The 12,293-nt window shown below is 61.4% G+C and carries 14 protein-coding genes and 1 riboswitch; of the genes, 7 read left to right on the top strand and 7 right to left on the bottom strand.

Translation table 11 applies throughout. The annotated features are described in order from the left end of the window. The first annotated feature begins 19 nt into the window (after positions 1-19). Together LJE98_RS11020 and LJE98_RS11025 are read left to right on the top strand one after the other, a co-directional pair. Positions 20-817, top strand: coding sequence for a transporter substrate-binding domain-containing protein (locus LJE98_RS11020; protein ID WP_229575261.1), 798 nt, complete (start codon positions 20-22; stop codon positions 815-817). A 37-nt stretch (positions 818-854) separates the two neighbouring features. Continuing rightward, positions 855-1,676, top strand: a complete 822-nt coding sequence (locus LJE98_RS11025) for an amino acid ABC transporter permease (protein ID WP_229575262.1) — start codon at positions 855-857, stop codon at positions 1,674-1,676. A gap of 7 nt (positions 1,677-1,683) precedes the next feature. Here LJE98_RS11025 and ppk2 read toward each other — a convergent pair whose 3' ends face one another. After that, on the bottom strand, positions 1,684-2,577 hold the full coding sequence (gene ppk2 / locus LJE98_RS11030) for a polyphosphate kinase 2 (protein WP_229575263.1): 894 nt from the start codon (positions 2,575-2,577) through the stop codon (positions 1,684-1,686). A 118-nt stretch (positions 2,578-2,695) separates the two neighbouring features. Here ppk2 and LJE98_RS20150 point away from each other — a divergent pair, with 118 nt between their 5' ends. From LJE98_RS20150 to LJE98_RS11040, 3 genes are all read left to right on the top strand, one after another. Next, the gene (locus LJE98_RS20150) at positions 2,696-2,824 is read left to right on the top strand and encodes a hypothetical protein (protein WP_267499007.1); all 129 of its coding nucleotides are present in this window, start codon (positions 2,696-2,698) and stop codon (positions 2,822-2,824) included. A gap of 79 nt (positions 2,825-2,903) precedes the next feature. After that, positions 2,904-4,313 (top strand): 3-isopropylmalate dehydratase large subunit, encoded by a 1,410-nt coding sequence (gene leuC, locus LJE98_RS11035; protein ID WP_229575264.1) that lies wholly within the window; start codon positions 2,904-2,906, stop codon positions 4,311-4,313. Positions 4,314-4,497: 184 nt separating this feature from the next. Beyond that, positions 4,498-5,328 carry a DMT family transporter gene (locus LJE98_RS11040; protein ID WP_229575265.1) on the top strand — a complete coding sequence of 277 codons (831 nt, stop codon included), beginning with the start codon at positions 4,498-4,500 and terminating at the stop codon, positions 5,326-5,328. An 87-nt stretch (positions 5,329-5,415) separates the two neighbouring features. Here LJE98_RS11040 and rplS read toward each other — a convergent pair whose 3' ends face one another. Continuing rightward, positions 5,416-5,952, bottom strand: a complete 537-nt coding sequence (gene rplS / locus LJE98_RS11045) for a 50S ribosomal protein L19 (RefSeq protein ID WP_229575266.1) — start codon at positions 5,950-5,952, stop codon at positions 5,416-5,418. 277 nt (positions 5,953-6,229) lie between these two features. Between rplS and LJE98_RS11050 the strand changes: the two genes are divergently transcribed. Continuing rightward, on the top strand, positions 6,230-6,976 hold the full coding sequence (locus tag LJE98_RS11050; RefSeq protein WP_229575267.1) for a sulfite exporter TauE/SafE family protein: 747 nt from the start codon (positions 6,230-6,232) through the stop codon (positions 6,974-6,976). Here the strand turns inward: LJE98_RS11050 and trmD are convergent. The 5 genes from trmD to ffh form a co-directional block, all read right to left on the bottom strand. After that, entirely contained in the window at positions 6,958-7,650 is a 693-nt protein-coding gene (trmD, locus tag LJE98_RS11055) for a tRNA (guanosine(37)-N1)-methyltransferase TrmD (RefSeq protein WP_229575268.1), read from the bottom strand. The genes LJE98_RS11050 and trmD overlap by 19 nt on opposite strands. Before the next feature lie 6 nt (positions 7,651-7,656). Continuing rightward, positions 7,657-8,235 carry a ribosome maturation factor RimM gene (gene rimM / locus LJE98_RS11060; protein WP_229575269.1) on the bottom strand — a complete coding sequence of 193 codons (579 nt, stop codon included), beginning with the start codon at positions 8,233-8,235 and terminating at the stop codon, positions 7,657-7,659. 122 nt (positions 8,236-8,357) lie between these two features. Beyond that, positions 8,358-8,732: a 30S ribosomal protein S16 gene (gene rpsP, locus LJE98_RS11065; RefSeq protein ID WP_229575270.1), complete on the bottom strand. Its 375-nt coding sequence runs from the start codon at positions 8,730-8,732 to the stop codon at positions 8,358-8,360. 68 nt (positions 8,733-8,800) lie between these two features. Next, positions 8,801-9,121, bottom strand: coding sequence for a chorismate mutase (locus LJE98_RS11070; protein ID WP_229575271.1), 321 nt, complete (start codon positions 9,119-9,121; stop codon positions 8,801-8,803). 11 nt (positions 9,122-9,132) lie between these two features. Then, positions 9,133-10,695 (bottom strand): signal recognition particle protein, encoded by a 1,563-nt coding sequence (gene ffh / locus LJE98_RS11075; RefSeq protein ID WP_229575272.1) that lies wholly within the window; start codon positions 10,693-10,695, stop codon positions 9,133-9,135. A gap of 308 nt (positions 10,696-11,003) precedes the next feature. Here ffh and LJE98_RS11080 point away from each other — a divergent pair, with 308 nt between their 5' ends. Then, a complete protein-coding gene (locus LJE98_RS11080; RefSeq protein ID WP_229575273.1) occupies positions 11,004-12,089 on the top strand; it encodes an MBL fold metallo-hydrolase in 1,086 nt (361 codons plus the stop codon). A gap of 47 nt (positions 12,090-12,136) precedes the next feature. Continuing rightward, positions 12,137-12,257, top strand: a riboswitch (TPP riboswitch). Positions 12,258-12,293: the final 36 nt, after the last annotated feature.

Raw genomic sequence — 12,293 nt, forward strand, 5'->3', positions numbered from 1 at the left:
CACAATTCGGGAGATTTCCATGCTGTTCCGCCGCGCTGTCCTTGCCGGTCTGTCCACCCTCGCCCTGCTGCCTATTTCCACCCACGCCAGCGATCTGCCGGATCTCGCCGGCAAGGCGGTTGTGGTCGTGACTGAGAATGCCTATCCGCCACTGCAGTTCGTCGATCCGAAGACGGGCCAGCAGATCGGTTGGGAATATGACGCGATGAACGAGATCGCCAAGCGTTTGAATTTCAAGGTCGAATACCAGAACACCTCCTGGGACGCGATGATCCAGGCCGTCTCTGATGACCAGTACCAGATCGGCATGACCGGGATCACCATCAAGGACGACCGCAAGGAGAAGGTAGACTTCTCAGATCCCTATATGCGCTCGGAGCAATTCATGCTGGTGCGCGGCGACGAGAGCCGTTTCACCGATGGCAAGAGCTTCGGTGAGTTCCAGGAAGGGCTGGTCGGCGCCCAGCCGGGTACGACGCCGTTTTATACGGCCGTCTACGAGATCCTCGACGGCAACGAACAGAACCCACGCATCAAGTTGTTCGAAACCTTCGGCGCAACGGTGCAAGCCCTCAAGACCGGCGACGTTGACGTCGTGCTGACGGACGGCACCGCCGGGAAGGGCTATGTCGACGCCTCGGATGGCGGCCTGAAACTGATCGGCGGCCCGCTGGGTTCGGAAGACTTCGGCTTCATCTTCCCGAAGGGCTCCGACCTGGTGGCGCCGGTCAATGCCGCGATCGGGGCGATGAAGGCCGACGGCACGCTGGACGCACTCAACAAGAAGTGGTTCCTCGACTACAAAATGGGCGAATGACCCAGATCCGTCCCTGCGACCTGAAGGCGGGAGACTGATGGCATTTCAGACCCTTCCCCAGGGTGATGAGAAGGGCGACCGGCCCTGGTGGCTGGTCGCCTTCCTGATTCTGGCGCTTTCCCTGGCTGCTGTCATTTTTGTCAGCGACATCTATTCACAGGTGTTCAACACCGTGTCCAAGGGCCTCTGGGTGACAATCTTTGTCACACTGGTCGGTTTCGCCCTGGCAACGGCGCTGGGCCTGCTGATTGCGCTTCTCGGCATGTCCGATAGTGTTATCCTGCGCCAGATCGCCCGCTTCTATGTGGAAGTGGTCCGCGGCATCCCGATCCTGGTTCTCCTGTTCTACATCGCCTTCGTGGGCGCCCCGGCCTTCGTCGCGCTATACAATATTCTCACAACCCCGCTCATATCGGCTGGCCTCACCGACCCCATGGTCGTGCGCGATGTATCGCTGATGTGGCGCACCATCATAGCGCTGACGATCGGCTATTCCGCTTTCATTGCGGAAATCTTCCGTGCCGGCATACAGTCGATCGACAAGGGGCAGATCGAGGCGGCCAAGGCGCTGGGCCTCAGCAGGAGCCAACGCTTCCGGCTCGTGGTCTTCCCGCAGGCGATCCGCGTCATCTTTCCGCCACTCTCGAACGATTTCGTCGCCATGGTGAAGGACTCCTCGCTGGTCTCCGTGCTCGGCGTCGCCGACATCACCCAGATGGGCAAGGTCTATGCCTCGGGGTCTTTCCGCTTTTTCGAGACCTACTCGATCGTGGCCTATGTCTATCTGGTTCTGACCATCGGATTGTCGATTCTCTTGCGAGGCTTCGAGAAGCGGATGCGCACGCGCACCCGTAGCTGACACGAGTTCAATACTGTTCCGGCACATACATCTCCAGCGGCACAGGCTGGCGGATATAGTCATCGTTTCGCACACGCGCCGGCAGCTGGACCGCCTCTTTCGGCACATGTTCGTAGGGCACCTGTGACAGGAGATGGGCGATCATGTTGAGCCGCGCCTTCTTCTTGTCGACCGCCTGCACCACCCACCAGGGTGCCTCGGGAATATGCGTGCGTTCCAGCATTTCTTCCTTGGCACGGGTGTAGTCTTCCCAGTGGACCCGGCTCTCCAGATCCATCGGCGAGAGCTTCCACTGCTTCAGAGGATCGTTGATGCGCATGCGGAAACGAAACTCCTGTTCCTCGTCCGTGATCGAGAACCAGTATTTGACCAGGACGATGCCGGAACGCACCAGCATGCGCTCGAATTCCGGTACTGAGCGGAAGAATTCCTCCAGCTCGTCGGGTCCGCAAAAACCCATGACCCGCTCGACACCGGCCCGATTGTACCAGGAACGATCGAACAGGACCATTTCGCCCGCTGTGGGCAGGTGCTGGACATAGCGCTGGAAGTACCATTGGCTGCGCTCACGCTCGGTGGGCGCCGGCAGAGCCACGACCCGGCAGACACGCGGGTTGAGTCTCTGGGTAACGCGCTTGATCGCACCGCCCTTGCCAGCGGAGTCTCGTCCTTCGAACAGCACGACCATTTTCAGCTTCTTGTATTGAACCCAGTCCTGCAGACGGACCAGCTCATGCTGGAGACGAAACAGTTCGCGGAAATAGATCTTCCGGTCGATCATGGGTTCCGACATGCCGTCGGCGACGAGCTGGTCGAGCCGATCCTCGTCCAGCTGCTGCTCCAGCTCCTCGTCGAAACTGTCGAGAAGCTCGGTCTTGATGCGGTGGATCTCTTCGTTCATGGCGACGGCTCCAAGGGGTGCGATACGGACGAAGATCAATCATGCTTGCGCGAAAGCTTCATGACAGCCGCGTGTCACAAGGCTCTCGAACCAATTGCCGACATTCATGAAAACTGGTATGACGCCGCTCATGGGATCGAAATTCGGATGCCTCGCGAACCAGTTCATCGTGCTGCAGGACCACAAGCGTCTGCCGGCACGGTTCTTCGCGCGCGTTCAAGGGGCACTCGCGAGCCTTCGCGGCTGAGCGCCTCGCGCCGCAGGAGCGGCGCCGATGCATCCTGAACACTCCAAAATCCTTTCCTCAGTCTGGACGGAACATAGCCATGAGCGCACCTCGCACCCTTTACGACAAGATCTGGGACGACCACGTTGTCGATCGCCAGGAAGATGGTACCTGTCTTCTCTATATCGACCGTCACCTCGTTCACGAAGTGACGTCGCCGCAGGCCTTCGAAGGCTTGCGCATGGCAGGCCGCAAGGTCCGCGCCCCGCAGAAGACCTTGGCCGTGGTCGACCACAATGTGCCGACCTCGCCGGACAGGCACCTCGGCATCAAGAACGAGGAAAGCCGCATTCAGGTCGAGGCGCTCGCCACCAATGCAGCCGAGTTTGGTGTTGAATATTACTCGGCCTCCGACAAGCGCCAGGGCATTGTCCACATCGTCGGTCCGGAACAGGGCTTCACTCTGCCGGGCATGACAATCGTCTGCGGTGACAGCCACACCTCGACGCATGGTGCATTCGGGGCATTGGCGCACGGCATCGGCACGTCTGAGGTCGAGCATGTGCTCGCGACCCAGACGCTGATCCAGAAGAAGGCGAAGAACATGCTGGTGCGCGTCGACGGGAAGTTGCCCGAAGGCGTGACCGCAAAGGACATCATCCTCGCGATCATCGGCGAGATCGGCACTGCTGGCGGCACCGGCCACGTTATCGAATTCGCCGGCGAAGCCATTGAGGCCCTGTCGATGGAAGGCCGCATGACCGTCTGCAACATGACGATCGAAGGCGGCGCCCGCGCCGGCCTGATCGCCCCGGACGAGAAGACCTTCGAATACATCAAGGACAAGCCCCGCGCGCCGAAGGGTGAAGCCCTCGAGCAAGCCCTGGCCTATTGGAAGACGCTGAAGTCCGACGAAGGCGCGCATTTCGACCGCGTTGTCGTGCTCGATGCCGCCAAGTTGCCGCCGATCGTCTCCTGGGGTTCCTCGCCGGAGGACGTGATCTCGGTCCAGGGCGCGGTCCCGAACCCGGATGAAATCCAGGATGAGAACAAGCGCACCTCCAAGTGGCGCGCCCTGGACTACATGGGCCTGAAGCCGGGCACCAAGATCACCGATATCGCGGTAGATCGCGTCTTCATTGGCTCCTGCACCAATGGCCGTATCGAAGACCTGCGCGAAGTGGCCAAGGTCGTCGAAGGCAAGACCGTCGCCTCGACCGTATCGGCCATGATCGTACCGGGCTCCGGTCTCGTCAAGGAACAGGCGGAAGCCGAAGGCCTCGACAAGATCTTCAAGGCCGCCGGCTTCGACTGGCGCGAGCCGGGTTGCTCCATGTGCCTCGCCATGAACGACGACCGCCTGAAGCCGGGCGAGCGCTGCGCCTCGACCTCGAACCGCAATTTTGAGGGCCGCCAGGGCTTCAAGGGCCGCACGCATCTCGTCTCGCCGGCCATGGCCGCCGCCGCCGCAATCGCTGGCCATTTCGTCGATATCCGCGACTGGCGGTAAGAGCCGTTCCAAGGCTTGATGTGAGACCTGCCGCCCGCTTCAAAGCGGGCGGTTTCTTTTTGTCTGGGCGTTGCAATGGCATTCGAAGGCGTTATCGTCGCGGCGTCATAAAACTGTCACATGTCGCCCGCGGGTTTCCCATGAACATCACCGAATTCGAGTTTTCCGCCCGCAGGCCGCGGCCGTGAGCACTGTTGCCGTCGTCCTGGCGCTCATCGCGGCAATTCTTCATGCAAGCTGGAACGCTTTTCTTCGAACCGGCGCGGATCGCCTGTGGTCGATCACGGTGATGAGCCTCGCGGGAAGCATTATCTGCCTGCCCATCCTCTTCATCCTGCCCATGCCGGGATCGGCCGCTTGGCCCTATATCCTGCTCTCGGCGTGCCTGCAGGTAGGCTATAGCCTGTTTCTGGTGGCAGCTTATCGCCAAGGTGAGCTCGGGCAGGTCTATCCGATCGTCAGGGGCACTGTTCCGCTTCTGGTAACCCTCGGCGGTTTCCTCTTCTTCAGCGAGGTGCTGGGTCCCTGGCAGACGCTGGGCGTCGTTCTGATCGCCACCGGCATCATGAGCCTGTCGCTCGGCAGGACCCGTGCCGCCACCTCCTCCATTCTCTTCGCGCTGACAACGGGCCTGATCATCGCCTGTTATTCGACGGTCGACTCGCGTGGGGTCAAACTCGTCGAACAACCCGTTGCCTATGCGATATGGGTGCTTTTCCTCTTCGGCATCATGATCACGATTGCCTTCACTGTGACACGGAAGGGCTTGGTGATCGACTTGAGGTCTCCGCTCACCTGGAAGGCTGCCGCCGGCGGAGTGGTGGCCATGCTGGCCTATGGGCTCGTGGTGGTGGCCTACGCCTATGCTCCTGCAGGGCTTGTCACTGCGGTGCGCGAGACGAGCGTCGTCTTCGCCGTGCTGATCGGAGCATTCCTCCTGGGCGAGCCGCTGACGGTCCGCAGGCTGCTCGCCTGCCTGATCGTGGCCGGCGGCGCAATCAGCGTCAGCCTCTGATCGCCGGATCGACGGGCTGGATCGAGGCTCCACAAACGAAAAAAGGCTCCGAAACCGGAGCCTTTCATCAATGTCTTTAGCGACTGCTTATTCGGCAGAAGCTTCTGCAGCGGCAGCGGCTTCAGCGGCGGCAGCCTTTTCAGCGGCTTCAGCTGCGGCCTTTTCGGCGGCCAGTGCCTGTGCTGCTGCGACCTTCTCGGCTTCCAGACGTGCCTTTTCCTCGGCAACGGCGGCGCGCTCGGCGTCGTTCAGCTTGCGAGCGCGGGTGCCGGTGTTCTCGACGATACGAGCCGACTTGCCGCGACGATCGCGCAGGTAGTAGAGCTTGGCGCGACGGACCTTACCGCGGCGAACGATTTCGACGCCTTCGACGAGCGGCGAGTAGATCGGGAATACGCGCTCGACGCCTTCGCCGTAGGAGATCTTGCGGACGGTGAAGCTCTCGTTGATGCCGGCGCCCGAACGAGCGATGCAAACGCCTTCATAGGCCTGCACGCGGGTACGGTTGCCTTCCTTGACGGTCACGTTCACGCGGACCGTGTCGCCGGGCGAAAATTCCGGGAGCTTGCGCTTGGCTTCGATCTTGGCGGCCTGTTCGGCTTCCAGCTGCTGAATGATGTTCATGTCTAACCTCGGTTTCTTCTGAAACAGCCAGAGCGCTCAACAAGGATCCCTAGGTCCATGCCGCAGGATATTGACCCTGATGGGTCGGAGCGATTGCGCAGTTCTTTGTTTTGGCAGACGGGCGTAACGCCCATTTCCGAGGGGGCCATTACACCAAGATGGCTGGCTTGTCACCCCATGAGTGACAAAATTCGCGCCTGATGAGGCCCCTGGACGCCTTGCTGCGTCGGATATCTGCACTTAAGACTTCGCCTCGATCTATCAGGAGGAGCATCGGATGACCGTCGCCATGATTGTACTGCTCTTCGCATCCGGCTTTCTCTCGGGAGCGGTGAACGCGATCGCCGGCGGCGGCACCTTCTTGACCTTCGGGGCCCTGACGCTTGCTGGCCTGCCCCCGATCAGTGCCAATGCAACCTCCTCCGTCACCCAGTTCCCGGGCTATGTCACCTCAACGCTCGCCTATCGCAAGGAATTGAGCGAGATGAAGCGCAGCGCGATCGTGCTTGGCCTTGTCTCGGCGGTGGGTGCCATCGGCGGCTCTCTCTTCCTCATCTCGCTGTCCAATCCGGCCTTTCGCTCCATGGTGCCCTGGCTGCTGCTCGGTGCCACCGCCATATTCGCCGCCGGCCCCAAACTGCGACCGAAGACAAAGGGCGAGAGCCATCCGGCAAGCCCGCTTGGGCTCGCCTTGCAGGGAATTACGTCCTTCTACGGTGGCTTCTTCGGCGCCGGCATGGGCATCATGATGCTCGCATCTCTGGGCCTGGCGAGCGGCGGCGATTATCATCGACTGAACGCGTTGAAGAATTTTCTGTCGATCGTGATCGCTGCCGTCGCGATCGTCGTTTTCGCCAGCGCCGGCGCGCTCTCCTGGCTTCATGCGGCGATCATGATTCCGGCCGTGGCCGCCGGTGGTTATGCGGGTGTCGCCATGGCCAGGAAGGTGCCGCAGAATCTGCTGCGCTGGCTGGTAGTTGCCGCCGGGCTCGGGCTGGCCGCCTATTACTTCTTCACTGGCTGAGCCGGCAACAGATCGGGGCGTCGCTCGCAGGTCAGGGCGACAGCCTGATCATGCCGCCATTTCTCGATCACGGCATGATTGCCGGAGGTGAGGACCTCAGGAATTTCCCGGCCCTCGAAAATCTGCGGGCGGGTATATTGCGGATGTTCGAGCAGCCCGCCTTCGAAGCTTTCATGCACGCCGGAGAGCTGGTTGCCCATAACCCCCGGCAAGATCCGCACCACGGCATCCAGCAGCGTCAGTGCTGCCGGCTCGCCGCCGGACAAGATATAGTCACCGATGGAAACCTCTTCGAGCTGGCGCGCATCAATCACCCGCTGATCGACACCTTCGAAGCGACCGCAAACGATGACCACGCCTTCGCCTGCGGCCAGCGCACGGACCCGGTCCTGGGTCAGCGGTCGGCCACGCGGGCTCATCAACAGCCGCGGCCTTCCATCGTCGGCTATGGAATCAATGGCCCGGGCGAGCACATCTGGACGGAGCACCATTCCTGCCCCGCCGCCAGACGGCGTATCGTCGACGCTGCGATGCTTGTCCTCGGCGAAATCCCGGATCTGCAGCGCCTCGATCTGCCAGTCGCCCCGTTCAAGTGCGCGCCCCGCCAGCGCCAGGCCAAGATGGCCCGGAAACATGTCCGGGTAGAGCGTCAGAATGGAGGCCTTGAAGGGCATGGCCACTCAACGCCCGTTGTTGGGACGCGGCTTGCCGCCGGCATTGCCATAAGGCTTTTCTTCGCCGTCATCCTTGAGTCCGGCTGCAATCGGGTCAACGAGCAGCCGTCCGCCCTCGAGATCGATTTCCAGGACGGCCGCTTCGGAAAACGGAATGAGCACGGGCCTCTTGCCAGGCCCTTTCAGCTCCAGGAGGTCGCCAGCACCAAAATCATAGACAGCCGTCACGGCGCCGTAGTGATTATTCTCGGCGTCATAGACTTCGAGCCCCTCGAGATCCGTATAATAGAACTCGTCGTCCTCCAGATCATCGTCCGGCAGGGCATCGCGATCAACGAAAAGCTCTGTCCCGTTCAGGGCCTCTGCAGCGTTGCGATCATTGACCCCACGGAAGCGCACGATGGCGACGGTTTTGCCGTCGCGGATTTCGAGGATCTCGAATTTGCGCCCGTCGGCCGCATGGAGGAAACCATAGTCACCAAGGCCCAGCGGATCCTCGGTGAATGTCTTGACCCGCACTTCCCCCCGGAGCCCCTGGGCGGCGCCGATCACGGCCATCAGTATCGGGTTTTCAAGCGTGCTCATGGGGTGGAACGGTCCTGCAGATGCATCGGTTCGACATTCCTTTTAGGCGGAAGTGACCGGAAAGAAAACGCAAAACGGGCGGTGGGATGACCCACCGCCCGCCGGTATCGACTGGAGCCGGATTATTCTGCGGAACCTTCGGCAGCAGCAGCGGCTGCGTCAGCGGCCTTCTGAGCCCGCTCGGCAGTGCGTTCCTGGGCCTTCTTGCCCGGCTTTGCCTTGTCCGGGTTGCTGCGAACAGCGCGCTCGGCAATACCGGCTTCCGCCATGAAGCGCAGGACGCGGTCGGTCGGCTGGGCGCCCTTGGCAACCCATGCCTTGATCGCATCGACGTTCAGCTCGACGCGCTTTTCATTGTCCTTGCCGAGCATCGGGTTCCAGGAACCGACGCGGTCGAGGAAACGGCCGTCGCGCGGTGCGCGGGCATCGGCGACGACGATCTGGTAGTACGGGCGCTTCTTGGAACCACCGCGGGCGAGACGAATCTTGAGGGACATGTGATTAACTCCTTGGGTTTTCGATCCAGGCTGCCGGGGCATGCCTGATTTTCTTGTTGAGGCCGCCGTCAGACGGTCTTTTCGGTTGCACCGCCATGTTCGGCGGCAATGGCTTCATGATGCCGGATGACTTCCTTGATGATGAAGTTCAAGAACTTCTCGGCGAAATCCGGATCCAGATTGGCATCCTGTGCCAGGCGGCGCAGGCGTTCGATCTGGTATTCTTCACGCGCCGGGTCTGCCGGCGGCAAATCGTGGGTGGCCTTCAGCACGCCGACGGCCTTGGTGCAGCGGAACCGCTCAGCCAGCATGTGCACCAGCGCGGCATCGATATTATCGATCGACTGGCGGTAATCAGAGAGCTTTTCCTTGACGGACCGATCGATCATGGGCGCGCTCCTCACTTCTTCTTCGGCAGGCCGGGAAGGCCGGGAAAGCCGCCGCCACCGAGGCCAGGGAGCTTCGGTCCGCCAAGGCCGGGCAGACCACCGGCGCCGAGATCCGGCAAGCCACCCGGCTTCATGCCGGCGGCTTCCGCCTGCTTGGCAAGCGCCTCGAGCTGCTTCGGATCCATGCTCGACAGGTCAGGCATGCCCATGCCGCCGCCCAGCCCCATCTTGGAAGCGAGACCGCCCATCATCTGCTTCATCATGCCGCCGCCCTTCTTGCCGCCCATGGCTTTCATCATGTCGGCCATCTGGCGATGCATCTTGAGCAACTTGTTGATATCGGAGGCATCGGTGCCGGAACCCGCTGCGATGCGCTTCTTGCGAGAGTGCTTCAGCACGTCGGGATTGGCACGCTCGGCCTTGGTCATCGATGAGATGATGGCGAGCTGGCGCTTGAAGACCTTGTCGTCGAGGCCGGCCGCAGAAATCTTATCCTTCATGCCGGCCATGCCGGGCATCATGCCCATGATGCCACCCATGCCGCCCATGGCCTGCATCTGCTTGATCTGTTCGGCAAGGTCATTGAGGTCGAACTTGCCCTTGGCCATCTTCTCGGCCATGGCGCGGGCTTTGTCCGCATCGATGTTCTCAGCAGCCTTTTCAACCAGCGAAACGATGTCACCCATGCCGAGGATGCGGTCGGCGATGCGGCGCGGATGGAACTCTTCGAGTTCCGACATCTTTTCGCCGACACCGATCAGCTTGATCGGCTTGCCGGTGACGGCCCGCATCGAAAGGGCTGCACCACCACGCCCGTCGCCGTCCATGCGGGTCAGAACAAGGCCGGTGATGCCCACGCGTTCGTCGAAATTGCGCGCGAGATTGACCGCGTCCTGTCCGGTCAGAGAGTCGGCGACGAGAAGGATTTCATGGGGCTTGGAGCGGGCCTTGATCTCGGCCATCTCCATCATCAGCGGCTCGTCGATATGCGTGCGGCCGGCGGTATCGAGAATGACGATGTCATGGCCACCGAGCTTGGCGGCCTGAACAGCGCGGCTGGCAATATCCGTCGGCGACTGGCCGGCGATAACTGGCAGTGTATCGATACCGGTCTGCGCACCGAGCTGGCGAAGCTGTTCCTGGGCGGCCGGCCGACGCGTGTCGAGCGAGGCCATCAGGACCTTCTTCTTGTCGCGATCCGTGAGGCGCTTGGCAATCTTGCCCGTGGTGGTCGTCTTGCCCGAACCCTGCAGACCGACCATCATGATGACGACGGGAGCAGCCGCATTGAGGTCGATTGAAACACCTTCGGTGCCGAGCATGTCGACAAGCTCGTCATGGACGATCTTGACGACCATCTGGCCGGGCTTGATCGACTTCAAGACGGTCGCGCCGACGGCCTTTTCACGCACCTTTTCCGTGAATGAGCGGACCACTTCGAGGGCAACGTCGGCCTCGAGAAGGGCACGACGAACCTCGCGCAGAGCAGCCGAGACATCCGCCTCGGACAATGCGCCACGGCCGGTCAGTCCATTCAGAATGGATCCAAGACGGTCCTGGAGGTTTTCAAACATCGGCTCTTCCTTGCATGGTTCGGGGGAACCCAAACCTCGGTCTTCTCCACGCGGAAAACAAGACGCAAAGCCAAAAACCACCCGAGGGCGCAACGCGCTGTCGGGTGTTGACCTCCGGGATCTCTTTATACCTTTTCGGGTCCCGGTCGGCGGCTCAGAGTTCTCGTCTCTTCGCAGATTGCGGCGGATAAACAGGAAAACCACCACGAAGTCAAGCCAAGTAGCGATTTCCCGGGGCATTGCCTCCCTTCAGCGATCTGCAGCATGCATCTTGTCGTGGAATTGACGAAACCACATATGAGTGAGCCATGAACAGACGCAACTTTCTCAAATGGTCGGGCTTCGGGCTCGTCGCCGCCACATTAGGAGGCCTCGGCATGCGTGAGGCGCAGGCGGGCAACCGCTATTACAGCGGCCCGGTCTCGGATCATTTCGATGGCAAGATCTTCTTCAATCCGGGTGGAGAGGAACCGCGCGGGTTTACAGATCTGCTGCGCTGGCAATTCGGTGGAGGCAAGATCGAATGGCCCAAGCCCGTGATGGCTGCCGACTTCGTCACGACGAAGCCGGAGCAGCGCGTGGATGGCGAACGGCTCGTGGTGACCATGGTCGGCCATGCGACGCTGCTGATACAGACTGCAGGCCTCAACATCCTGACGGATCCCGTCTGGTCGGAGCGCGCTAGCCCCGTCTCCTTCGCCGGGCCGAGACGCGCCAATCCGCCGGGCGTCGCCTTCGACGATCTGCCGACCATCGATATTGTCATCGTAACGCACAATCACTACGACCATCTGGACATCGCGACGCTGAAGCGCCTCGTCGAACGCGACAAGCCAAGGATTGTGACCCCGCTTGGCAACGACCGGATTATCCGCGATGACATTGCTCAGATCGATGCCAGCGTGACGGACTGGGGCGACCGGTTGGATATGGGCAATGGCATAACCATCCATTGCGAGCCATGCCACCACTGGTCGGCCCGCGGTATGGGCGACCGGCGCATGGCGCTATGGGCCGCCTTCGTCATCGAAACGTCAGGCGGCAAGATCTACCACATTGGCGACACTGGTTATGCCGACGGCACGCATTATCGCGACCTCCGCGAGAAGCATGGCGACATCCGACTGGCCATCATGCCGATCGGCGCTTACGAGCCACGCTGGTTCATGAAGGCGCAGCACCAGAATCCGCAGGAAGCAATTGCAGGCTTCGGCTTGAGCGGCGCCACCTTCGGCATCGGACATCATTTCGGCACCTTCCAGCTGACTAACGAGGGAATAGACGACCCGCCGAAGGCACTTGCGGCCGCCATGACGGCCGCCGGGATTGGCACGGACCGTTTCAGGGGTTTGCGTCCGGGCCAGCAGTTCGAGGTTCCGCGCGCCAGCGCCTGAGCGTCGCATCCCACGTTGACACGGGACGCACTTTTGACCACACTTCTCGCATTCACCAGGGGTGTCCCGACAAGGGGCTGAGATATCGCTACGCCGAAATGGCAGCGCGGTGACCCGTTGAACCTGATCCAGTTCATACTGGCGTAGGGACGGTGCAAGCGCTGCTAAACGACGATTCGGCACTCCGAATCCCGTGGCGTCTTT

Origin of the sequence: Rhizobium sp. 'Codium 1' (genome assembly GCF_020889605.1) — a bacterium.
GTDB classification, from domain to species: Bacteria; Pseudomonadota; Alphaproteobacteria; order Rhizobiales; family Rhizobiaceae; genus Allorhizobium; species Allorhizobium algae.